General features: G+C 48.1%; 18 protein-coding genes. 15 read left to right on the top strand and 3 right to left on the bottom strand.

Annotated elements, in window-relative coordinates:
* The first annotated feature begins 12 nt into the window (after positions 1-12).
* From ACSR9A_RS04855 to ACSR9A_RS04805, 11 genes are all read left to right on the top strand, one after another.
* The gene (locus tag ACSR9A_RS04855; protein ID WP_473755976.1) at positions 13-801 is read left to right on the top strand and encodes an ABC transporter permease; all 789 of its coding nucleotides are present in this window, start codon (positions 13-15) and stop codon (positions 799-801) included.
* Between the two features lie 18 nt (positions 802-819).
* On the top strand, positions 820-1,614 hold the full coding sequence (locus ACSR9A_RS04850; protein ID WP_473755975.1) for an ABC transporter permease: 795 nt from the start codon (positions 820-822) through the stop codon (positions 1,612-1,614).
* A gap of 247 nt (positions 1,615-1,861) precedes the next feature.
* Entirely contained in the window at positions 1,862-5,218 is a 3,357-nt protein-coding gene (locus ACSR9A_RS04845; protein ID WP_473755974.1) for an RCC1 domain-containing protein, read from the top strand.
* 260 nt (positions 5,219-5,478) lie between these two features.
* Positions 5,479-8,646 (top strand): hypothetical protein, encoded by a 3,168-nt coding sequence (locus ACSR9A_RS04840; protein ID WP_473755973.1) that lies wholly within the window; start codon positions 5,479-5,481, stop codon positions 8,644-8,646.
* Positions 8,647-8,810: 164 nt separating this feature from the next.
* Positions 8,811-9,527, top strand: a complete 717-nt coding sequence (locus ACSR9A_RS04835; protein WP_473755972.1) for a hypothetical protein — start codon at positions 8,811-8,813, stop codon at positions 9,525-9,527.
* Positions 9,528-9,715: 188 nt separating this feature from the next.
* A complete protein-coding gene (locus ACSR9A_RS04830; RefSeq protein WP_473755971.1) occupies positions 9,716-10,552 on the top strand; it encodes an alpha/beta fold hydrolase in 837 nt (278 codons plus the stop codon).
* 484 nt (positions 10,553-11,036) lie between these two features.
* Positions 11,037-11,597: a signal peptidase I gene (gene lepB / locus ACSR9A_RS04825; RefSeq protein WP_473756109.1), complete on the top strand. Its 561-nt coding sequence runs from the start codon at positions 11,037-11,039 to the stop codon at positions 11,595-11,597.
* Positions 11,598-11,769: 172 nt separating this feature from the next.
* Positions 11,770-13,824 (top strand): S-layer homology domain-containing protein, encoded by a 2,055-nt coding sequence (locus ACSR9A_RS04820; protein WP_473755970.1) that lies wholly within the window; start codon positions 11,770-11,772, stop codon positions 13,822-13,824.
* Between the two features lie 176 nt (positions 13,825-14,000).
* The gene (locus ACSR9A_RS04815; RefSeq protein WP_473755969.1) at positions 14,001-14,654 is read left to right on the top strand and encodes an alpha/beta hydrolase; all 654 of its coding nucleotides are present in this window, start codon (positions 14,001-14,003) and stop codon (positions 14,652-14,654) included.
* The gene (locus tag ACSR9A_RS04810) at positions 14,651-15,427 is read left to right on the top strand and encodes a DODA-type extradiol aromatic ring-opening family dioxygenase (RefSeq protein WP_473755967.1); all 777 of its coding nucleotides are present in this window, start codon (positions 14,651-14,653) and stop codon (positions 15,425-15,427) included. The genes ACSR9A_RS04815 and ACSR9A_RS04810 overlap by 4 nt, the downstream gene beginning before the upstream one ends.
* Before the next feature lie 30 nt (positions 15,428-15,457).
* Entirely contained in the window at positions 15,458-16,879 is a 1,422-nt protein-coding gene (locus ACSR9A_RS04805) for a hypothetical protein (protein WP_473755965.1), read from the top strand.
* 49 nt (positions 16,880-16,928) lie between these two features.
* On the opposite strand, the gene ACSR9A_RS04800 is transcribed toward ACSR9A_RS04805, so the two are convergent.
* Complete coding sequence (locus tag ACSR9A_RS04800) at positions 16,929-17,579, bottom strand: pentapeptide repeat-containing protein (protein ID WP_473755964.1); 651 nt, start codon at positions 17,577-17,579, stop codon at positions 16,929-16,931.
* 48 nt (positions 17,580-17,627) lie between these two features.
* Entirely contained in the window at positions 17,628-18,392 is a 765-nt protein-coding gene (locus tag ACSR9A_RS04795) for a helix-turn-helix transcriptional regulator (RefSeq protein WP_473755962.1), read from the bottom strand.
* 133 nt (positions 18,393-18,525) lie between these two features.
* Between ACSR9A_RS04795 and ACSR9A_RS04790 the strand changes: the two genes are divergently transcribed.
* From ACSR9A_RS04790 to ACSR9A_RS04775, 4 genes are all read left to right on the top strand, one after another.
* A complete protein-coding gene (locus ACSR9A_RS04790) occupies positions 18,526-20,832 on the top strand; it encodes a beta-L-arabinofuranosidase domain-containing protein (protein WP_473755961.1) in 2,307 nt (768 codons plus the stop codon).
* A 279-nt stretch (positions 20,833-21,111) separates the two neighbouring features.
* Positions 21,112-22,125 carry an NADP-dependent oxidoreductase gene (locus ACSR9A_RS04785; RefSeq protein ID WP_473755960.1) on the top strand — a complete coding sequence of 338 codons (1,014 nt, stop codon included), beginning with the start codon at positions 21,112-21,114 and terminating at the stop codon, positions 22,123-22,125.
* A gap of 530 nt (positions 22,126-22,655) precedes the next feature.
* The gene (locus ACSR9A_RS04780; RefSeq protein WP_473755959.1) at positions 22,656-22,985 is read left to right on the top strand and encodes a hypothetical protein; all 330 of its coding nucleotides are present in this window, start codon (positions 22,656-22,658) and stop codon (positions 22,983-22,985) included.
* Positions 22,986-23,081: 96 nt separating this feature from the next.
* On the top strand, positions 23,082-24,098 hold the full coding sequence (locus ACSR9A_RS04775; protein ID WP_473755957.1) for an SDR family oxidoreductase: 1,017 nt from the start codon (positions 23,082-23,084) through the stop codon (positions 24,096-24,098).
* 19 nt (positions 24,099-24,117) lie between these two features.
* On the opposite strand, the gene ACSR9A_RS04770 is transcribed toward ACSR9A_RS04775, so the two are convergent.
* Positions 24,118-25,167 carry a bifunctional transcriptional activator/DNA repair enzyme AdaA gene (locus tag ACSR9A_RS04770; protein WP_473755955.1) on the bottom strand — a complete coding sequence of 350 codons (1,050 nt, stop codon included), beginning with the start codon at positions 25,165-25,167 and terminating at the stop codon, positions 24,118-24,120.
* Between the last annotated feature and the right edge of the window lie 56 nt (positions 25,168-25,223).

Below are 25,223 nucleotides of genomic sequence, written 5' to 3'. Positions count from 1 at the left end.
GGTGGATTAGGAATGAGAATGTATCTTATGTTCACAATGAAAGCTTTTTCTAACCAGCTAGCTTACCGTTCGGAGGTTTGGCTCCGTTTACTGGGCAACTTTGTCACGATTCTGATCCAGGTCGAAATCTGGCGAGCCGTTATTGGAAACGGCAGCGTAGTGGGTATTAAAGCCGAACAAATGATTACATACAGCATTATCAATACCCTGCTTTTTGCCCTGTTGTTAAATGGGGTCAGCAGTAAAGTAGATGGAAGCTTAAAATCGGGAGGGATTGCTTCTGAATTAATCAAGCCGCTATCGTACCCGTTATATTTACTTTTTGACGGGCTAGGCAATTCGCTCTATCAGCTAGCCTTCACCGTTGCACCGTCTCTCCTTATAGCGGGGCTGTTTTTCGGAATACTTCCACCTGCTACATCAACCAACCTTTTCGCTTTTTTATTTGCATTAGTTTTAGCTCTTATTATTTCATTTCTACTTGGTTATTTGATCTCTTTACTCGCGTTTTGGTTTATGAATCATTTTGCTCTTAGTTGGATGATGGGAGGCCTAATTACTATCTTCTCTGGCTCTTTTTTGCCCATTTGGTTTTTCCCCCCTACATGGGCTTCTGTAGCGAAAATGCTGCCATTTCAGTACATGGGTTATGTCCCGGCTGCCATATATTTAGGCAATATAACGAGCAGCGAGCTATGGCAGGTACTTGCTATGGGGGTAGGATGGATCGTTGGATTACTTGTCCTCGTTCAATGGCTTTGGACTAGAGCCGTGCGTCGCTTAGTTGTGCAGGGCGGATAAAGAGGAAGGCGGAAATTCATGACACTGCAGTTGTTTGGCAAGCTAGTTCGTTTATTATTAAAAGAAAGAATGGAGTATCGGGCTGATTTCATCCTTTCCGCTTTTGCTCAAATCATCGCATATGCCGGAGACTATATTATAATCTGGTTGTTTATCCAAAGGTTTAACACAATAGCTGGGTGGACTTGGCCTGAAATAGCCCTTTTGTATAGCATCGGTCTCTTTACATATGCATTAGGGGCATCCTTTTCTTTTGTACAGATGCGTGAATTGGAAAGCCAGGTTAAACAGGGCACGTTTGATATTTTGCTTATAAAACCTGTAAATCCTTATCTATACCTAGTAAGCAGAGGCTTCAACTTAGGGTACATCGCCCATATTTTAATCTCCGGTTCTGTTTTGATTTGGTCCATCTCGAAGTTGAATATGCAATGGGCGCTGAGCGAGTACATATACTTAATGCTAGTCGTTGTCAGCGGTGCTATGATTTATGCTGGAATCCTCACCATCATCGGTGCTGTTTCTTTTATATGGATTAGAACTAGTTTTATGTTCACCCTGTTTTTTAGATTAAAAGATTTTATTGCGTACCCTTTGCCGATATTCGGAACGTTTATTCAGTTATTGCTTACTGCCCTTGTACCACTGGCATTTGTTAGCTTTTATCCAGCTGCCTTCCTTTTATCTAATGATGCCACCCTTTTGCCACAATGGGCAATGTGGATGGTGCCAATTGTCGGTCCCCTTTGTTATTGGGCAGGCTATAGGTTCTGGATGTATGGTGCGAACAAGTATCAAGGTGCCGGCGGCTGAGTTGTTGACCATGATGACATTTGTTTTAACATATACCAAGAAACGAGCAAAAGCAGTCCTTCCTTCGGAAAGGCTGCTTTTGCTCGTTCGAAGGGCCTTTTTTTTTGAGGATTGCCGTTTCTCTATCGGATTTGCATACTCCTTGTCGGAGTTTGTCATTTTGCTGTCATTGGGTAGAGTTATACTTATTTATTAGTAGGAATAAAGAACCAATCAATAGTGAAGAAGAATTATTAGGAGGACTATCGTGAAGAACAAACTAGTCAAAAAGCTTGTATCATCAGCAGTTGCAGCATGTCTATTGTTGTCGTCGTTTGGTATGGCATTTGGTGCCACAGCAGCAGCGGCAACCCCAGCCGATATTGAAGGGCACTGGGCGCAAAGCCAAGTTTCGGAGTGGATCGGCAAAGGGCTGATCACAGGCTATGAGGACGGCAGCTTTAAGCCGGAAAATCAAATTACAAGAGCTGAATTTATAACACTGGTCAATCGTGCATTCGGTTTTACCGAGCAAACGGAAATTTCGTTTAGTGATGTGCCATCTACAAACTGGGCTTATGCAGATATCGCGAAAGCGGTGAAAGCAGGCTACATTTCCGGCTATGCGGATGGAACAATCGGAGCCTTCAAGCCGATTAGCCGTCAAGAGGCTGCGGTAATTGTCATCCGTCTGCTGAAAATTAATCCGGCATCCAGCACCACGGCAGCAGCTTTCACAGATGCGAATCAGTTTGCCAGCTGGAGCAAGGATGCGATTGGCGCAGTCGTGGCTGAGGAGATTATGAAGGGCTACAGCGCGGACAATACGTTCAAGCCAGCAGCCTTTATTACTCGCGCAGAAGCGGTAGTAACGCTGAACCGGGCAATGGAGTCGCAAGCTACCGTTTATGACACGGCGGGAACTTATGGTCCAGCTACTGGAGTTGAGACGGTTAATAAAGATGTCGTTGTTAGCACAGGCGGCGTGACCCTGCAAAACATGGTCATTAATGGCGACCTGTTATTGGGCGAAGGCATCGGCAACGGTGATGCGTTTTTGAACAACGTTAAAGTAACGGGAACGGTAACCGTTCAAGGCGGCGGCGAGAACAGTATCCATTTTAACGACTCGGTGCTTATTGATATTGTTATCGACAAAAAATCAGGCACGGGAACCGTACGTATTGTGTCGGAAGGCTCAACAACCGTTGCGCTTGTTATGATCAATTCTTCTGCCATTATTCAGGAATCTGGCTCAGCAACGGGCTTTGGCAATGTAAACGTAAATGCAGCACTGCCAGCAGGCTCGAAAGTAACCCTGCAAGGCTCGTTCAACACGGTCAATGTCAGCGCTCAGCAAATTCAAGTTGACCTGCCGACAGGCACAGTTCAGCAGTTGAATGTCCAGTCAGGAGCAACAGGCTCGACAGTTAACCTTGGCCAAGCCAGCAGGATTAACACGCTTGTGCTGGATACGGTCGTGAGAATGTTAGGTCAAGGTACAATCGTACTAGCTACCATTAATACTGGAGGAGCGGGAACGACTTTTGAAAATCCGCCAGCTACTCCAGCGCCAACAGCAACTACAACAACGGGATCAACTGGATCGTCAACAGCAACACCGACACCAAGCGCAACGCCGACGGCTACTGCAACGCCAGAACCAACGGCGACGCCAGAACCAAGCGCAACAGCAACGCCTGAACCGACAGCAACACCCGCACCACAGGCTCCAACGGCATCCGATGTTTTTATTAGCGGGACAGCAACTGTTGGGGAAACGCTAACGGGCAATTACACTTACCAAGATGCAGATGGCGACTTGGAAGAGGGAACAGCTTACGAATGGTATCGTTCGGATGATGAGAATGGATCGAACGATACGCAAATTGACGGAGCAAATGACTCAACCTATGTGCTCAGCGAGGAAGATGCGGGGTATTATATCACCTTCGAGGTTACGCCAGCGAATGCAGCAGAACCAACAATTGGAGATACTGTTAAAAGTGCAGCTACGGGCGCAGTGAAAAACGCTCCCGTTGCTCCATACGTAGAAGGAGTTCAAGTTACAGGTATGCTTGCAGTAGGCCAAACGTTAACAGGGAATTATTACTACTGGGATACCGATGGGGATGCAGAAGAGGGAACAACCTATCAGTGGTATCGCTCGGATGACTACGAACAGACTATTAATTATACAGCAATTGATGGGGCGACAAGCTTAACGTATGTGCTTGGCAGCGAAGATGCTGGCAAATATATTACTTTTGAAGTGACGCCGAAAAATGCAGCGGCTCCTACAACAGGACAGGCAGCGAAAGCTGTAAGTCAAGAAAGCGTAATGGGGCAGCCTGTTATTTCAGTAGACGGTTCGTATTCGAACCACTTGCCAATGATTACGATTGGCGAACTGACTGCTGGCAGCGTGGTGACGGTTTACGACACAGATGGAACAACAATTCTGGCCTCTGGCACGGCAACAACAGATACTCTGACGCTTGCACTGAATGCTTTAGCGCCGGGAACACATACGATAACCGCACATGCAGCAGATTCATTGCGGGAAGCGAGTCTGGACTCTGAGGAACTGGAGTATGAAGTGAATGAGATTGCTATTTTGCCGCAAAATCATTTCTCATTAGGATCGAACCATGCCATTGTGCTGGACGCGATAGGCCAAGTGCTCACATGGGGTGCTAACTGGAATGCGCAAATTGGCAATGGGACGACGACAGCTTCTCCTAGCCGATTTACAGTGCCTAACTTGCCAAGTGATATTATTGCGGTACAAGCTGGCTTTGGTCATTCCCTGATTCTGACCTCGAAAGGGGACGTATGGCAATGGGGCAGGGGATCAAGCAATACACCAGTTAAAGTGAACGGGATTGATCATGCTATTGCGATTTCAGCAGAAGGCGGCACTAACTCACTCGTGTTGAAAAGTGATGGAACCGTATGGACATGGGGGGATTATACACCGCTTGTTCAAGTACCAGGCTTGGATCATGTGCTCGAAATCCAGGCTAGATACGCTTCCTCCTACGTTTTAAAAGCTGATGGAACCGTCTGGGCTTGGGGCGACAATACAAATGGACAGCTTGGCAACGGCACAACAACAAGCAGCAATGTTCCGGTTCAAGTATCGGGACTAACTAATATCGTTTCCATGAAGATGGGCAACCAGCATGCTCTTGCCTTAAGCGTGACAGGAAGTGTATATGCTTGGGGCTTTAATCAAATGGGCCAAGTAGGCAACGGAACAAATGCCAATCAATTGGTTCCAGTTGAACTTGAGGATCTGCCGAAAATTACTCTGCTCGGTGCAGGGAATTATCAATCTTTTGCACAAGATGAAGCTGGAAATGTATATGCATGGGGCAGCAACCAAAGCGGCAAGCTAGGTTTTGGCCATACCAATAATACAAACACTCCCGACATTGTTGGTGGCATTTCAAATGTCATCGCGATCAACGGAGGGGGCAGTAATACAACATATGCTCTAAAAGCAGATGGCAGCTTATGGGCTTGGGGCGACGGTGCTGACGGCATGCTTGGTGAAGGTGGCAGCGGTGAGCGCTATACACCTGGAATCGTCAATAATTTGAATTTGCTGATAGCACCGTAAAAAGGAATAAAAAGATAAAACAGCAGGCTGCCACGTGGCAGCCTGTTTTTTTTATATCCTGTGCAGGGCTGCTCTTCTGCTTCATTCTATTTTTAGCAAGCGGCTTGCAGGGAGAATATGGTTCAAAATCCGTTCAGAGCGATTTGATAAGATGAATTTAGTGAAAGCTTACAAGCTTTTACAGGAATGTAGCCGATAGAAGGATGGAAGTAATCTGGTTTTTCGCTATTTTATGAGGAAAATACAGGGAGGCGAAGGGAATGCCAACGAAAGAAAATCATATCGGTGAGAAGAGACTTGCGCAGCAGGACACGGAGCAAGAATGGCTGGCCAATCAATTGAAGTATTCGAATGTTCAGCGTGGCAAGAAGGGCAATACGATTTATTTAACAGCAGCTGATTTTACTTTGACATCGGAATATTTAAGCGATACCCAATGCAATTATATGATTCATGCGGATACCATTTGCCTATCAGGCAAGCTTAAAACAAAGGGAAGAGATATTACAATTAATGCCCGTATCATCTCCTCTGAGGGAGAGGCAGTCATCGATGCATCAGGCGAAGAACCCGCAATCAACTTTTCTAAGACTAACCATGCTGAAAATGGCCCTGCAGGAGCCAAGCCGGGTGAGCGCGGCTCTGACGGTGCAAATGGCAAGTTCGGTACAGATGGCTATAATGGCGGCGCTATTACATTGGCGGCGGAGCGTTTTGAGCTGAAGGGCGAATTGAAGCTGATCGCTAACGGCGGCCAAGGTGGGCGCGGACAGGATGGCGGAGACGGAGGCATAGGTGCGGACGGTATTAAAGGAGTAGACTATAAATTCAACATTTTCTTTGACGACGATCCAACGCCGGGCAGCGACGCCGGCAAAGGTGGCCAAGGCGGGAATGCCGGAGATTCTGGAGATGGCGGCAACGGAGGGGATATTGTTGTCGGCTACGTAGTTTCAGCCAATGAGCACTACATTACGATGGAGAGCAAGGCGGGCAAGGCCGGTGAGCAGACAAAACCGGGCAAGGGGGCACGCGGAGGAACAGGCGGCAAAGGGGGCCGTTTTTATGATAAGGAGCCGGCGCCAGCATGGATGGAAAAAAATTATATTTATATTATCAGTGAGACGAATAGGGCGAAAAATGGACTAGACGGAACAAACGGCAAGGATGGCGAGTATAAGGCAGCTGCAGCAGACGGCAGACCGGGACGCTGTGGCATTGATAGCGAAGGCAGAGCTGCTCTTATTGAATATGCCGATTTCTTCGGTAGCTTTAAAATGATTCATCGGCAGAATGCTCCCACGCTGCTATTCTTTGATCAGCGGCTGATGGGGTCTCTGGAGCAGAAAAGCCTCACGCTGCACAAAGCCAGCATTGCTTATCTGGCTTCCAGCGAGGAACGCTTGGAAGAAGCGGCAGTTCTGCTGGATTGGCTGCTTAAAACAATGCCGGATGCGGATTGGTTTGAAGAGCTTCGCTATGCTGTGCTGCATGAGGTGCATGATGATGAGGCGCACCGTTTTGAGGATTTCAAAAGCCGTATGCTGGAGGTTTCGCTTCAGTGGCTTGCCCTGCGAAACAAAGCTGCTATTCTAATCGCCCAGTTTAGCCAAGGGCTTGATTATTTCGGACATCCTTGGAACTGGGTTCCGCTTATGCCGTTCGACCGATATTTGGAGCTTGGCGGCAACTTAATAACGGCAGCCCAGCAAGCGGAGGATTTATATAAGGATTATTTAAGCGTGCAGGGCAACCAGGACAGTCGGGTTCGAGTCATTAAGGAAGCCCTGGCTCAATCCTCAGACAAAGCAGTGGAGATAGATAAACGCAGAGTATTGCTTATCAAAGAGAGAGACGAGCTTAAGCACAATATCGACGCGATGCTGAAGGATGTGCACAGCCAAGGCGAGAAGCTACAAACGAAAGCGACCGCGTTTGTCGAGGCGTTGAAAAACGAGCTGCGTGTGGAGTCTCTGAAGATAACCGTAGATATAGTTGTTACATGCGTTTCTTTGGCTACGGGTGTAGCTCCTGTAGTTGGAGCGCTCAGAGCGGGCGGTGCTTTGGCATCCGCTATTAGCAATCTGGCGTCTGAGGGCAAGACGATCGTCATAGACGAAGCCTTCAAAAGCGATAAGACGATTAAGAAGGAAAAGAAAGAGAAGGAGAAAGAGCTGTCCAAATCGCTGGATTCGGTCAAGAAGACCGCAGCAGCTGGCCGTGCGTTGTGGGAGCAGGGCGGAGGCTTGATCGACCTGACGAAGCAGATGAACGCTGCACAAGATCATTTCGGATATAATTCGACGCTGATGACGATGTCACGGGAGCAATTTGAGGAGATGCTGAAGCCAGTTTACAGCAAGGTGCCCGAAAGAGCGGGGGAATACCGAGCCGCATTTTATGAATTCCTTAATGTTGTCGAGGATTATCAGAATAAAGCGTCGGCCTACAGTGCCTATTTCCTGGAGGATGAGAAGCTGTTAGCCGAGCTGATTGAGCTGCATGCGAATGAAGCACATATGCGCCAAAACCTGGGTGACGGAATGGATGCAAGCTTGCCGCTGTTCCATACGTACATTTTCGAACGGTTCAGTCAAGCTAGACTAGCCTTGATTGACTTCCTGTATCAGGAATATCAGGCATACCGCTATATGACCTTGGGAGATGATCGCTTCCCGAAAATCAAAGACAGCCATGTCGCAGAGCTGAGCGGTATCCATGCCGATGTGGTCGTCAAGCTGAAAAATATGCTGAATGCCGCGGATAGCGCCATTCAGCCGTTTGAAAATATTAAGTTTATTTTTAAGGAGGAAACGTTCCCGGAGCAGTTTGCAGCGCTGCGCGCAGGCGATGCGGCTGTATTCTCTCTATCCCTTGACAACCTTCTCATTCGGAGCAAAATCGCTGGAAAAGCGCATATGATGGTGAGCGGCTGCCGGGTTGTGCTGCCTGGAGCGCGTGAGACGGACGGGGAAGTATATGTTGATTTTATGCACTCTGGCTCTTCCACCTTCCTTGACCGGGAAGCGAGGCGCCATGATTTTATTCATAAAAGCAGCTTAGGCTTGTATCAATATGAAGTGAACCTTCAGCCCGAAGGAGAGAAGCGCAGCTTTATGGCAGGCGGCGTCGTAGGTGATGGCCGTACCCGAATTATGCCAGGACTGTTATCCGTCTGGTCTATTAAGGTTCCTACCGTTGATTTGGCGGGCATGTCAATTAACGATGGCGTTAATTTGCACAACGTCAACAGAATTGAGATGATGGTTGAAGGCAAGGCAGAGGCATACGCCTCGCAGCGGACAAATGACCGTTTGAAGGGATTTGTAGTATCCAAGCCAAATGTGGATAATGCGGGTGATTCCGAGCTGTTTGCAGCAGCTCCGGTCGAGGAGCAAGAGATTCGCTATACGGTAATCGAGCTGTAAGCGGCATTTAAAATGCATGCATGTAATAGATGACTTATAGATTGTGAAGGATTGTTGGGGCCAGCTCACGGATGAGCTGGCCTGTTTTATTTTTTCGAAGGGCATAATGATAAAAGGGGTAATAATAGGATGGAACGCATGTGAAAAGGCAAAGGAGTGGGCTTATGTATAAGGTCAGAAACTTAGGATGGATGGTTTTGGTTGCAATCACGCTCATGATGACGGCTTGTGCAGGTGCTCCAAACACGGTTCCGAAGGCAGAAGAGACAGCTACACCACAAGTGCAGCCTACAGTTGAACATCTCCCAGAGCAGGAGCAGTCCCAGCAAGAGCAGGGACAGGAACAGGAGCCTGAGGAGCCAGTGGAGGGGCAGCCTCCGACAGCGCGTGAAGCGGCGGCAACCGTCATGAAGGCGATTAGGAGAGGTGATATGCAAACCGTTGCAGCTTGGGTACATGCAAAGAAGGGAGTTCGCTTTTCACCCTATGCTTACGTTGACGTAGAAACAGACCTTACCTTTAAGCAAGATACGCTAAACGGTTTAATGGAAGATTCCAAAACATACGTCTGGGGGACGTCTGCTGGATCAGGTGAGCCGATTCAATTGACCTATGCCGATTATTATAAACAATTTGTTTATGATGCGGATTTTGTAAAGGATGGCACAATCTCGCTAAACGAAGTCCAGGGGAAAAGCACAACGACCAATAATCTGAACGAAGTGTATCCGAAGGAAAGCTATGACTTCGTGGAATATTATATTGACGGTATTGATCCGACAGTTGAGGGGATGGACTGGCGCAGCCTGCGTCTCGTGTTCGAGAAAATAGGGGATGATCGCGCACTTGTTGGCATTATTCACGATCAATGGACGCCGTAAGAAAGAGCTGCGGCAGATCGTAGAAGTGCATAATCATAACGGGCTGTGCGGCCTCTACTTTGTTTGGTTTGTCCTCTTTAAGGGGAATAATATTGCAGCAACGGCTTGTAGTGTGTAATTTCACTAACTAGTTAGATCGAGGAGAGCTGACTGCAAGGTTATGATCAAACTTGGAAGGGGTGCTTCACATGTCAAAATTAACGGTTGGATCTGAAAATAATGCTCCGATTGAGCTTTTTTATGAGGATCGGGGTACTGGAAAACCGGTGGTGCTCATTCACGGTTGGCCGCTGAGCGGACGTTCGTGGGAGTATCAGGTGCCAGCGCTGATCGACGCTGGCTATCGTGTCATTACCTATGACCGCCGCGGATTTGGACAATCCTCTCAGCCATGGGAAGGCTACGACTATGACACCTTTGCTGCAGATTTGCATAAGCTGCTTGAACATCTTGACCTGAAAGCGGCTGTACTCGTGGGGTTCTCAATGGGCGGAGGCGAGGTTGCCCGCTACATGGGCACTTATGGAACGGATCGGATTCAAAAAGTCGTCTTGGCGGCAGCTGTCCCGCCATACCTATATAAAACCGAGGGTAATCCAGAGGGCGGTGTCGACGATGCCCTGATCAAAGAGTTTGAGGACGGGGTAAAGCAAGACCGCCTGGCCTTCCTCGATGGATTTACTAAAAACTTTTTCGCCGCTGGGGACAAGTCGGATCTAGTAAGTGAGCCGGCTCGCTTATACAGCCGCGATATTGCCGCTTTTGCCTCCCCGAAGGGGACGCTAGATTGCATCAAAGCATTTGGACTCACCGATTTCCGTGATGATTTAGCAAAAATAAATGTGCCGACGCTCATTATTCACGGCGATTCGGATGCTATTGTGCCATTTGAAGTCAGCGGAAAACGTTCGCACGAAGCCATTGCAGGCAGCCGGCTTGCTTTAATTAAAGGCGGCCCGCATGGCGTGAATGCGACACATCCCGAAGCCTTCAATAAAGCTTTGATTGCTTTTCTGAACGAGTAAGAATAACAATAAGAATTAGGATACGGTCTAGCACATAAAAACCACTGAAAACCAACCGGCCCGAATAAGAGCTCGCTCTAGGCAGGTTGGTTTTCAGCGGTTTTTTATATGAAGGCTAGGTTATGTAAATAAAGCGAATTTGGTGCGGACTGAGATTCCGCTATTCTTGCTTTTGATACGATTTTAGGCCGTAAGCGGACAGGAAATCCGTTATAGCCCTCCTCATCCCGGCAAAATGGTCATTTGCAGCACATTAGCAGCGCCTGAGTCCGCAGCCTGCTGCATAACCCGTGATTCTATTGATATAGGGTCTGCTGTGTCCGCCAAATTTATTTTTGTACAGGGAGCAGACCTATGAAACGAGAAGCATGAAACGAGAAGCATACAACGAAAAGCAGGAAGCTGCCTTTCTTCAAGTTTTCATGTGATAGAGTGAATGGTATAATTTAGCTATAATGTGGATGAGGAGGATGGTGTGATCAAGATGAAAGCCTTGAAGGAGATTGGCAGCTGGGTAAGCACTTTCGGCATAGCAGTTGTACTTTCATTAATTATTGGCGTATTTGTTATTCAGCCTTATAAGGTTGATGGTCATTCTATGGACCCAACCTTGCAGGATAAGGAGCGAATTTACGTATCGAAAATCTCACATACGTTGTCCAAGCTTCCGGAATATGGCGATGTGGTCGTGATCGACAGCCGTGTGAGCAGAGAGCGGCATTTGACGGATGATCTATTGGAGCATCCGCTGCTTCAGCTTTTTATGAAAAATAAAACGAATGACAACGCTGTGTTTTATGTGAAAAGGGTGCTTGGCAAACCCGGCGATGTGCTGGAGTTTAAGGAGCATAAAACCTATCGCAATGGCGTGGCGCTGGATGAGCCTTATCTGAATGAAACGATGAATTTTGTTTCAGATAAACAATGGACTGTTCCTGAGGGGCATATTTTCGTCATGGGCGATAATCGCAATCATAGCAGTGACAGCAGGGAAATTGGATATATTCCGCTTAATCATGTGATGGGAGTTAAAAAGTTTCCTTAATTTTTTGTTTAAATCCTCTTCCTATTCGTGTAGCATCCATAACATAACTCTAAGGGCCCTCAAAGTGAGGGTTCTTTGCGATCTCCAAGACTTTGTCATTTTCCTGTCATTGGCATGGACTATACTAGAGCTAATGGGCATTTATCAAAATGATAAGGAATGAGGGAAAGCAATGAAAAAAGGTTCAATCATGAAATTAGGTTTGATTTTAACTTTGACTCTCAGTTTGTTAAGCGGTTGTATCACTTCGTCCAGCTCCATAACGGTCTCCTATAGTAATGGGCTGCCAGATACCTCGGAGCATGTATTTATACGTTATTCCGATGGAACGGTCACACAGGTACCGGATGTTAACGTAGGGGCAACATCTGTAGCTGTAAATACCTATGCCAATAAAACCATGATGGGTGGTTATGTGACTGATGGTCAGGTTAGCTGGATTCCCACTCGTTCATATTTCAGCCAATCCATAATGTTATCAGATATAAGCATGTATAAACCGACAGAGGCTGTCGATTATATTACTCTGGCTGAACCGCTGCATGCGGATGTCAATTTTCCGGATTATACAAGCGTCACTTTTTCTGTTTATGATGCGAATGATACGCTTGTGACGGGACGGACAGAAATATTTATTCAGACAAGCAATCCGAACTTCGTTTTTGTTGATATGGATACTGATCGTGCCTCAAGCGATACAACAACTGGAGGGATGTCCTCTAATACGACTAACGGACTTGTGAAGTTTTTAATTAAAAATAACAATGTTAATGTTCCTGTGAATTCGGCACAATTAGCGGTATACTCGGGTCCGAAATTGATTACGGACAACTTTTTTCATGTCGTAACAGATATTCAGGTCAGTGGGTCTGGAGGTATCGATTCTGTCGATGTGGGTCAATCCTTAGCGTTAAATGCGACAGTCCTTCCAGTCGATGCAGCTAATTCAGCGTTCGTCTGGTCTGTTGAGGACGGCACAGGCTCAGCGACGATTGATGCAAACGGGCTGTTGACGGCCGTATCGGCTGGAACAGTTACAGCGATAGCAACTGCCGTGGACGGTACAGGTATTGTAGGAAGCATGGACGTAACGATAAATGTGCCTGCAACACCGACACCGACACCGACGCCGACACCGACGCCGACGCCGACACCGACACCGACACCGACACCGACACCGACACCGACGCCGACACCAGAACCGACGCCAACAGCGACGCCTGTTCTGGTATCGACTATAGCTTTGACGGGGGAAGCCGTTGTTCAGACTGGCGGCAGCATTCAATTGGCAGCAGAAATTGCTCCTGTGGATGCCGCGGACAAATCGATCGTTTGGTCGGTTGAAAATGGTACAGGCACCGCAACTATTAACGCCAGCGGCTTATTGACGGGCGTATCCGCAGGTACGGTTACTGCGAAAGCAACAGCGGCCGATGGCTCGGCTGTATATGGCTCGCATGCGGTTGTTATTCAAGCATCATCGAGTGGCGGAAGCAGTGGAGGCGGCTCTTCGACTACGCCTGTAGCGACAGCCACTCCTACAGCCACGCCAGTGCCGACACCGGTGCCAGCATCTCAACTAGAGTTTAACGATAAAGTCGTCAAAATTGATGAAGTTATCACGGGCCTTGCGAAGCAAGTAGAGGAAGTTAAAGCTAATCCAACAACCGTCCAGTTTACGGATACCGGCTCCCACTGGGCGAATAAGACGGTTGACGTCTTTGTTAAGCTCGGTATCGTTAATGGATATGAGAACAATGCCTTCCGTCCGAATGCAAGCATTACCCGGGCTGAATTTGCGACTATCATTTCCAAAGTATTTGGCATAAATGGGCCTACCTTAGGCAGCAGCGAGCTAAACGATGTTTCGGGCCACTGGGCTGCAGCAGCGATTGGAAGCCTGCAAGCATCAGGCGTGATTTCGGGCTACAAGGACGGCACATTTAAGCCGAATCAGGAAATTAGCCGCGCCGAAATTATCGCAATCCTTGCTAAAATTATTGATCTTGATCGTGTGAATGCAGCAAATGCGCCTGCTTTCACCGACATTAATCAAGTGTGGAATAAGGAGCAAATTGAGAAAGCCGCGGTAGCTGGAATCGTCAGCGGGGCTGGCAACGGAACGTTCCAGCCGAATAATCAAGCGTCCCGCGCGGAAGCTTTGACGATGGTGCTGCATGTATTGCAATTGAATCCCGAGCTTAAAGCGCTTCTGGAAACCTTGTAGTCTAATGATTAAAAAAGAAACCAAGCAGCGCGTGCCGATCCTAGATCAGCACGCGCTGTTTGCATGCGTAAATAAGTGGGCGCAGCGATTTTCCTGTTGACCAAAGCCCTAGTTTCACTATATATTTGTAATACAGAACTTTAATTCTTATTACTAATATTTTAAGGAGGGTTATTATGAACCCCGCTTATCATTATGACGTTCACCTGCCGGAGCATGCGAGTGCAGGCCAAACATACCCTGTTATTTTCACCCTTCATGGGAAAGGTTCGAATGAGGCAAACATGCATGGACTTGTAGCACCTTTGGCGAACCAGTTCATCATCATTAATATCCGAGGCGATCTTAGGCTGGGTGCCGGATATCAATATTATGAGCTGAAGAGCCTAGGCAACCCGATTCGGGACATTTTTGACCGGGCGGTGCAGCAGCTTGAAGCATTTATTGAGTATGCGACGGAAAAATACCCGATAGATGCGAGCCAGCGTTATTTGCTGGGCTTTAGCCAAGGAGCGATTTTATCGATGACGCTTGCGCTTACGATGGGTAACAGGTTGAAAGGTATTGTTGCGCTGAACGGCTATGTACCTGAGTTCGTCAAAACCGAATATGTGCTGCAATCGCTGACAGACGTCTCGGTTTTTGTGTCGCATGGGGAATTTGATTCCGTGTTTCCGATTCGGATTGGGCACGAAACAGCAGATTATTTTCAATCGGTGACGCCGCATTTGACCTTTAAAACGTATCCGACCGACCATGGCGTATCGGAACAAAACCAGCTGGATTTTCTAGGCTGGCTAACTAACGATAAGGGGGAACAAACACAATGATGCCTGCCTATTTTTTCGCTCATGGCGCACCGTCCATTGTATTAGAGAATAATGGCTATACGGCTTTGTTGAAAAGCTTTAAGGAGCAGACGCCAAAGCCAAAGCCAAAAGCAATAGTTCTTTTCTCTGCCCATTGGGAGCAGGCGGTACAGACAGTTGGCGCTGCCCCAGTGTACAGCACGATTTATGACTTTTCTGGCTTTCAGGATGAGCTGTATCAAATGACGTATCCGGCAGAAGGCAAGCGCCAGCTCAGCGAGGATATTCAAGCCTTGTTCGCTGAGCATGGCATTCCAAGTGTGCTGGATGAGGAAAGAGGGCTTGATCACGGCGCTTGGGCTGTACTTAAGCTTCTTTATCCGGATGCGGATATTCCCATCATTGCGCTTTCGGTCAACCGCCATTTAAACAATGAGCAGCAATACGAAATCGGCAAGGCATTAGCTGCGCTTAGAGAGCAGGATGTGCTCTTAATTGGAAGCGGCGGCACCGTCCACAATCTAAGAAGGCTGAATTGGCAGTCGGAGGGGATTGACGAATGGGCAGAATCATTCGATAATTGGCTGCAGAGCAAGCTTGAGGCATGGGATCTCCCGGCGCTTTTCAACTATAGGGAACAGGCTCCCTTTGCGCAGGAGGCTGTGCCGACGAACGAGCATTTTATCCCGCTCCTGCTGGCTATGGGTTCGGGCGACAAGTTGCGTCAAGCATCCCTGATTCACCGCAGCTACCAGTTCGGCAATTTAAGCTTAAGCTGTTGGAAGTTTAACTAGTAAGCAGAAGCAGAAGAGAAGGCGAAGGTCATGACGGTTGGGACAAAGGCAGTGATCGACAGAGCGGTTATTTTCGCTCTCGCTGCCGTTTTTATTTTTCATCAGCTTACACACTTTGAGCCGCTAGTTTATGTGCTGGGTGGACTTTCCTTTTTGGCGGTGCTCCTGCTGCTGCCTAAGCTTAAGGGAGTAGCCCTGTGGCTTACTCTCTTTTTTATGACTGGCGGAATTGCTCTAATGCTGGTGCAGCATCAGGCTGCCGCCTATTGGTTTAAAGCCGCGAGCATGAATGCGACGTTGGTAACCTTATTCGTATTTGCCCCCTTGTTCGGCATTCCAGTAAGGCTGCCGGATTATGTCGCAGCGCTGAAAAGCTTCTATGAAACGCGCATGCGCAGCCATACAGCACTGTTCATCGGTACACAGCTTATGACGCATATAATGGGCGGGTTTATTAACGTTGGATCTATTCCCGTCGTCTATCACTTGGTGTTCGTTAAGCCGCGTTCAGGGCGCTTATCCGGGCTGCTGGCGAATGCCTTAAATCGCGGCTTTGGAGGCGCGATTTGCTGGTCGCCCTATTTTGCCGCAATGGCGCTAGTTACCTCGGCGCTCCGGCTCAACTGGTCAGCGCTCCTGCCCTATTTAATTGGGCTGTCGCTGATCAGCCTGCTGGTAAGTGTGGTTGTTGATTTCAAGCGGCTGCGAGCGAAGGATGAGGTAAGCGAGCTTGTGGCTGCGGAAGCAGGAGAGTGGAGCAAGGAAGCCACGGAAGCGGTCGAGAGTCAGAATGGACAGAGCAGCGAGAAGGATAACGGCAGACGGGCGTCCTTTCCGATTGGGCTCGGTATCTATTTGCTGATGGCGACGGCGGCAATCCTTCTGCTGGAGCAGCTGATTGATCTTCCGATGGTGCTGATTACCTGCATGGCGGCGGTCGTTTTTCCGCTGCTCTGGTGCCTTGCGAAAGGCGCACTGCCGACATTCCGGCAGGGACTGAAGAATCATTTAACCGTCACACTGCCCGCTTTGCAAAAGGAGATTACGCTGTTTTTAGCCGCCGGCTTTTTCAGCGGATCGATTAGCGCTACAGGCTTTGGGAATGTGATTCCCTCCCTGCTTGGGCATATCCCGCTCCCGATCGCATTATCGTTCTCGATTTTCACAATCGTTCTGATTGCTTCGACCTCGTTAATTGGACTGCATCCGATTGTATTAGTGACGATTCTCGTGAGCAGCATCGATCCGGCCGCTGTACAGATTAGCCCGATTTATTTCGCCGTATTGCTGCTGGGAAGCTGGGGGCTGTCCAATCCGATTTCTCCCGCTTCGGCGGTGAACAATTTGCTGGCGGGGCTTTTCAATAAGTCGGTATTCGAGCTGGCGAGGCCGAATTATATATTTGCCGCTGTTATGGGGCTGGCGCTGCTACTGTATTTAATGATGATTTGAATGAAATAAGGCATGAGACAATTTTTGAAGGAATAGCCTAGCGGAGCTGCTACTCCTTCAAAATCAACCCAAACAGCGCCACAAACACATAAGCCTGCTCCCGAGAAATAGTGCAATCCTTCAAATCCTCGGGGGCTACGGCAATCCCATTGAATTCGCAGGTGCTTAGATCAAGGCCAGCCAGCTTCGTATTTGAAAATTGAGCCTGGTCAATTTGGCATTGGGAAAGCTCAAGTTTTTGCAGCTTTGCAAAGCTGAAATCGCTTTTGCCCATCGAGCTATCCTGAAACGATACCTGCTTCATATCGGACATTCTAAAATTGGCGTAATCGGCCAAATTATCCTTCCAGACCATGTTTCGCAGCGTAGCGCCAGTCAAATTGATGCCGATCATTTTGCAATTTTTGAACACGGTCCGGTGGATAATGGCATCGCTAAAGTCGGCATTCGACAAATCGCATTTGTCGAAAATCACATCCGTCAGCTCGACCTCATTCAGCGCAGTCTCGGTAAAAGTGACATTTTTGAAAATAATTTTGTCGAAAATCACCTTGCGAGCCTGCTGCCCATCCCATACGCAATCCTGGATAATGCCCATTTCAAAAAAAGCATGAGATTGCAGCTCAGTCTGCTCCAGCACAGGCAGTTCAGCCGGCAGGATTGGTGCCTCAATCGCCATCGCTTTCTTCTTTTTACTCATACGATCATCTCCTAAACGTCTTCCAGCTGGTTTGTCCATATTCAACCTTTAAATATTCAATGGTGTCGAGTATAAAATATTGCGATAATCACTCGGCGTCATGCCCTCATAATGCTTGAAGGTTCGCAGAAACAGCTTATAATCGGAAAAACCGCATTCTCCGGCAATTTCCTTTACGCTCAAATTTGTGTTCAGTAGCTTCAGCTTCGCCCTGCTGATGCGCTGCGTCAAAATATAAGCTTTAATGCCCATCCCTTTCTCCCGTTTCACAACCTTCGAGATGTAATCCTTATTAAAGTTGAACACCTCTGCAATTTTACGGACATTAATGTCCAGATGCAAATGGGCATCGATCCACCTGCAAATGTTATCGACGATGGCGTGTGGGGCATGATTTTGCTGGTCAATCGTCCGCGTAAGCTCATTCAATAATAACAATAACGCGGCATTTGCCTCCTCAGCCGAAAAAGAAGAAACATGCAGCAGCTGCTTAAACAGCTGATTAATCGTCGAAGGCCCTTCAATGGGCACATGGGTTGGATAGCTCCGATATTGCTCCACCATCGTACCATAATGCACCCAATAAAAGCTGACGGGCGATTCGCTTTTCCGGTACCCATAATGCGTCAAGCCCTGTCTTAGAAGCAGCATATCTCCCGGGCGGACGACATACTCCCTGTCTTCCTCGGCGATGTACATTTCGCCCTCCAGCATCATAATAACCTCATCATGCAGTGTATTTCGTCTTATGTGCGACCAGTTGCCTTCGGATATGAATTTACCGCATAGGTAGTGACTCAGCTTTTCACTCATATAGACTGATTTATCCACCTTTTCTTTGATTATGAGCCTGATTATTTCGATTTTTATTTGATAAGATACTACCATGAATGATTCGTAAAGAATAGCAAATAGCTGATTTTAGGTCTAGGGAGGACTCGTAAATATGGCAAAAATAAATCAAGGCTTCGTCAGCCAAAGCGACGTATTGCTGCTTGACGGACTTTTTAAAACGTCACAAGAGGTTGGCGAGCGTTATCTGCACGCGCTTGATATCGACCGTTTCCTCGCCCCATGTTATGAGGCCCATGGTTTGACGCCCAAGCAGCCGCGGTACGAAGGCTGGGAAGCCAGAACGATCAGCGGGCATTCGCTCGGGCATTATATGTCGGCACTTGCCGTCACCTATCAGGCGACGGGCAACAAGACGCTAAAAGCGAAGCTGGATTATGCCGTATCGGAGCTTGCGGGCATTCAAGCAACAACAGGAAGCGGATATGTTGGAGGCTTGGTCGAAACGCCTTTTATCGAAGCCTTTAAAGGAACGGACATTGGCGGTTTTAGCATGAATGGGTATTGGGTTCCATGGTATAGCGTGCATAAAATTTATCAGGGCTTAATCGATGCTTGCACACTGACGGGAAATGAGGAGGCTTTGCGCGTTGTCAAAGCCTTTGCCGATTGGGCAGTCGAGGGACTGTCGCAATTATCGGAGGAACAAATCCAGCATATGCTGGAATGCGAGCATGGCGGCATGAATGAAGTGTTTGCACAGCTGTATGGTCTCACAGGACAAACCGTTTATCTGGAAGCAGCGATTCAATTTACGCATAAAGCCATTATTTCGCCGCTGGAGCAGGAGCGGGACGAGCTGCAGGGCAGGCATGCCAATACGCAAATTCCGAAGGTCATCGGTGTGGCTGGAATTTATGAACAGAACAAGAAGTATACCAGCTATCGCACAGCAGCCGAGTTTTTCTGGCATACGGTGGCTGGCAGGCGCTCCTATGTTTTTGGCGGGAGCAGTCTCTCGGAGCATTATGAAGCGATGGATATGGAAAGCTTGGGCATTAAATCGGCGGAGTCCTGCTGTACGCATAATATGCTGGAGCTGACCCAATATTTATTTGGCTGGGAGCAAGACAGCGCGTATATGGATTATTATGAAAATGCCTTGTACAATCACATCCTCGGCGCGCAGGACCCGGATAACGGCAATAAAACCTATTTTGCCTCGACGCTGCCGGGCCATTTCAAAATTTACGGCACCCACGATTCCGCTTGGTGGTGCTGTACGGGAACGGGCATGGAAAACCCGGGGAAATATGCCGAGGCGATTTATTTTGAAAATCAGGATGATCTGTATGTGAACTTATATATCGCCTCCGAGCTGGAATGGAAAGCCAAAAAGCTAGTCATCAGGCAGGAAACAAGCTTTCCGTATTCGGACACGGTGAAGCTTGTTATTGCTGAGGGAACGGCAGAGGCTAATCTTAAGCTGCGCGTGCCATCCTGGCTTTCGGGTGAGATGGTAGCGGTCGTCAACGGCGAGCACAAATATGTTGAAAATCAAGCCGGCTACTTGACCATCAGTGGCACATGGAGCAAGGGGGACCAAATCATTCTCACGCTGCCGATGGCACTGAGAAAGTACACCGCGAAGGATAGCGCAAGCAAGATCGCCTTTCTTTATGGGCCAATCGTGCTTGCGGGCAAGTTTGGCAATGAAGGTCTTCCAGAGGATACAATCGTGGATGAGACAGCGTTAAGCACGAAGACGGCGGATGTGCCTGTGCTATGGACGGAAAGTGAAAATTTATCCGATTTCATCACCCTGCGGGACGCTGCTACGCTAACGTTTGATATAGCGAAAGAAGTGACCTCCGATGGAAAAGGGGCTACGCTTATTCCTTTCTACGCCTTGCATCATGAGTTTTATACGCTGTATTGGAATTTGAATGACGAGGGCGATGCGTTCGAGAAGAAGCTGAATGAGGTGACCATCGATAGTGTAGAGCCGGACGGTCAGCAGGATGAGATCGGGCATCAGCTTCAAGGCAACTGCTTGACGAGTGCCTATAATGGATCATTCACGGATAATCAGAACAAACTGCACATGTGGAGAGAAGCGTTTGGCGTGAGCGATGCATACTTCAGCTACCGCCTCGCGGTTGATGGCGCGAACAAAAATCATCTTTGCGTAGCTTATTGGGGTGGCGATTATTTCCGATTCGAGCATGAAGGCAAGTCGTATAATCGCGAGTTTGAGGTGCTGGTCGATGATGAGATCGTCGGAGAGCAGACGATCCATTGCAACAAAATCGGGCATGTTTTTTATGTAACCTATGAAATAGCAGAGGAGCTTACACGAGAGAAGAACAGTGTCATTGTCACGTTTAAAGCAAAGTCGCCTGTGAGCTGTGCGGGTCGCGTTGCGGGAGTTAGAACGACAAGTGCGGTAGTCAGCCCGTAAGGCTGCGGTACAAAAGCAAGTCAAGCAACCGGCGCCATATGAGGCTCCGGTTGTTTTGTCGTTTTCACCGATTGGATCATAGATACGCTAATTGTGAAAATGGCTCAGTGAAAACAGTTCGATGTAAATCGAACATTGAAACTTCGCCTCCAGTATGTTATTTTCTTAAATACAACTACGGCTGTGTTATGCAAAATCTTTATGGTAGCTCGGGCGACCCGAATGCCGCCCGTTAAAATGGATATATTATTTTAAAACGAGGAAGAAGGTTTTTGAATCATGAACCAAACTTTAAATAACCAGATGATCGTTTTGGCAGCACGGCCTGAGGGCATGCCGACAGAACAGCATTTTGCGATGAAGGACGCAGCGGTGGAACAACCGGCAGAAGGGCAGGTTATCGTACGCAGCCTGTATTTATCTGTTGATCCATATATGCGGGGACGAATGAATGACAGCAAGTCGTACATCCCTCCATTTGCCTTGGGTGAGCCGATTGTAGGCGGTGTTGTGGGCGAGATTGTCGAATCGAACTCCGAGCAGTTTGCAGTTGGGGACAAGGTGCTCGGCATGCTGGGCTGGAAGCTGTACAATGTCGTGGATGCCGCCAGCGTTCGCAAGGTGGATGATCAAGTGGCGCCATTATCGGCCTATTTAAGCGTTTTGGGGCTTACAGGGCTGACTGCCTATTTCGGTCTGCTGGATATTGGACAGCCTAAGGCGGGAGAAACCGTCGTCGTATCTGGCGCTGCAGGCGCAGTCGGCATGATTGTTGGGCAAATTGCAAAGCTCAAGGGCGCTCGTGTCGTCGGCATCGCGGGTACGGATGAGAAGACCAGCTATTTGAAGCAGGAGCTTGGCTTTGACGAAACGATTAACTACAAAACGGTCGGCGATCTAGGCAAAGCGCTGGAGGCGGCATGTCCGAATGGAGTCGACGTTTATTTTGATAACGTAGGCGGCGACATCTCCGATCAGGTGATGCTTCTGCTGAACACGCATGCGCGTATTCCGCTATGTGGTGCAATTTCCTCTTACAATAGCAAATCGGGCGACATTGGCCCCCGGATACAGACGCAGCTGATCAAGACGCGCTCGCTTATTAAAGGCTTTGTGCTCGGCGACTACGCCGACCGCACGGCGGAGGGTATTCAGGCGCTAGGACAGTGGCTTGGCGAAGGCAAGCTGAAATACGAGGAGACGATTGTCGAAGGCTTCGACAAAGTGCCTCAAGCGTTTCTGCAGCTGTTTGAAGGCAAGAATATGGGGAAAATGCTGGTTAAGATTCCTTAGGAAAAGCACAGCTCTCAAGAAGGCACCGACAAGGTATCGACAGTAATGTCGGTGCCTTTTCCAGCTTTTTTTCTTCGTTACGGTCTATTAAAGGTAAAACGGGTATGATTATTGAAAGTTTATGTAGGTGCTGGCTGGAAAGAAGCTAAATACAAAACATTTTACCTATAGGGGAGGGACGCTATGCGTTTAGTGTTAGCATTAATAGTCTCTATTTTATATCCATTACTAATTTTTAAATTGTTTGTTCTAGTCCAAACAAAGCTGAGCCTTAGACTATATTGGGCGATCGTTCCGCTTTGTCTAGTCATAAGCTTTATTAGCCCGTATTTGTACTACTACATATATAGCCCAGGTATCGTATTTTCATTAGAAGCAATAGTCAGCTATTCGATGAAAACGGGATTTGTTATTTTTTTAGTTGTCCCTTCTCTGTTATCGGGAATTGTCTGTACCGTAATGGGTTATTTTCGGGATACTTAGCATTTAAAAATATCAAATACGTCTCTGATGTTAAGGGAGGAACCCAAATGAAAGATAAGCCATACACGCTTTGGATTGAAGCGGAGCAATGGGAAAACGACTGGGATATCCAGAATGACAACACCGATGCTATCGTCACATTTGAAAATGGGACAAGATGGGTCGCTTCTTTTTACACTTACACCAATATACAGACGCTTGCTGCGAAAAACCGCGAAACTGGCGAGTACCTATCTGGAAAATATCTCTGGGGCAGCGATATGCTGCTAGTCGACGAGTGCAGCCGCTTACGTATTGAGGAAGTCATCCATCATCTAATCGCTGAGGAAAAATTAGAGCGTATTTTTGCTCAATGTGAGGATTACTCAGACGAATAATGAGCGCTCAGTCGTAGTATTCATACGTGCTCCATGCTATCATAAAGAAGAAAAGAAGCAGCTTTTACAGCAATACCATACTAACGGAGGTGTTTTATGAAAGCGCTATTTATTGGAGGAACGGGCACGATTAGTTCTGCCATTACGAAGCAGTTAGTAGAGAGTGGATGCGAGCTTTATCTTTTGAACCGGGGAACTAGAAACGCTGATTTGCCGGCAGGTGTACATAGCATTAAAGCCGATATTAATAATGAGGAGCAGGTGGCGGCGCTTATTGCCGATCTGTCATTTAATGTAGTAGCGGATTTCATCGCCTTCAAGCCAGAGCAGCTGGAGCGCGATTACCGACTATTCAATGGAAAAACCAAGCAGTTTATGTTTATCAGCTCAGCTTCAGCCTACCAGACACCGTTGTCGGATTATCGCATCACCGAAGGAACGCCATTATCCAATCCCTATTGGGAATATTCCCGCAACAAAATAGCATGTGAAGAGTATTTGACCAAACAGTACCGAGAGCATGGCTTCCCAATCACGATTGTAAGGCCAAGCCATACGTATGACGAGCGCTCGATACCGCTGGGCGTGCATGGCAATAACGGAAGCTGGCAGGTCGCAAGGCGTATGCTTGAAAATAAACCGGTCATCATCCACGGCGACGGCACTTCCCTATGGACGATGACGCATAACAGCGATTTTGCCAAAGGCTTCATCGGCCTGATGGGCAATATTCATGCCATTGGCGAAGCCATTCATATTACGTCGGATGAGTCGGTTACCTGGAATCAAATTTATGAAATCATCGCGGATGCGCTCGGCGTGAAGCTGAATGCGGTGCATGTGTCTTCTGATTTTCTGGCTGCGAGCAGCAAGTATGATTTCCGAGGCGGCTTGCTGGGCGACAAGGCGAACTCCGTCGTCTTTGACAATGCGAAGCTGAAAAGACTCGTTCCTGAATTTGTAGCTACGACGCGGCTTGATCAGGGCATCAAGCAGACAGTTGCCCATATTCTGACCAATGCTGAGCATCAGAAGGAAGACGAGGAATTCGATCTCTGGTGCGATAAAGTGGTGAATGCTCTGGCTGCTGCCGAGAAGGCTCTAGCCGAATAGCTCAATTGAAGCGGCTGCTTCAGCATGATGCTTGTTTCTCATGCTGGAGCAGCCAATTTTTTCGAGATAGTCCGCCTCCGTAGCCGCCCAATTCACCATTCGAGTTAATAACGCGATGGCAGGGGATGAGGATGGCCAGCTGATTGGCTCCATTGGCCTGAGCGACCGCACGAAAGGCTGTCGGCTTTCCAAGTGCGACCGAAATGTCAGCGTAGGAGCGGGTTTCACCCGGCGGTATCTGCATCAGCTGTGCCCACACGCTTTGCTGAAACGGCGAGCCTAATAAAAATAGCGGCGTCTTAAATTCCGTCAATTTCCCGTCAAAATAAAGCGCCAGCTCCCGTTCAATAGACTGAATGGATGCGGTTGTGCCGGGAATGATCGCGGATTTGGTTCTTTTGCGAAGCCGCTCGACCTCGCGCTCAAGGCCTCTCCGATCGACAAACTCCAATAAATACAAGTGCTGCTCGTCGCCAATGGCCATCATCGGGCCGAGCCGTGTATCGATCCAAGCCGCTTTCAGCACCTTGCCATCCTCCAACAAGGTAGGAGCAGCCCCCATAATGCGGGAAAAAGCATCGCGAAAGCCGCTGCTGGATTCATAGCCGGCGTTAAGCTGCGTATCCATAACCGATTGGCCAGATCTAATGTTCTTCAAGGCGATTCCCATCCGGCGGGCGCGGGCATATTCGACGAAGGTCATGCCGAAGCGCTGCTTAAATTGGCGGCGCGCTGTTGATTCATCGACGGATAAGTTTTTGAAATCTTGACCCTTCCAGCGTTTTTCCGGGTTTTGTTCTACCGCTTCAACGAGCAGGCGAACAACCTCTGACACCTGATTCGGATGGGAAAGCGGCTGGCAGCGCTGGCAAGGACGGAAAGACGCAAGCAGCGCCTGCTGCGCCGTTTCATAAAACTCGCAGTTTTCAAACTTGGGCTTGCGAGCCGGGCAGGTTGGCCGGCAAAATACCCCGGTCGTTTTGACGCCAACATAAAAAACGCCCTCATATTCAGTATTTTTCTCCACTAAGGCCTGATAGCATTCGGGATAACGTTCAACAGGTATCATGGCGCTCGCCCCTCCCTTTTCTGATGGATTTTATTATATAGCTTCAAGGCAGCCGT

This window comes from Paenibacillus sp. R-74696 (assembly GCF_055814915.1).
The sequence above is the reverse complement of the archived record's forward strand: the minus strand, read 5'-3'. Positions and strand labels throughout refer to the sequence as shown.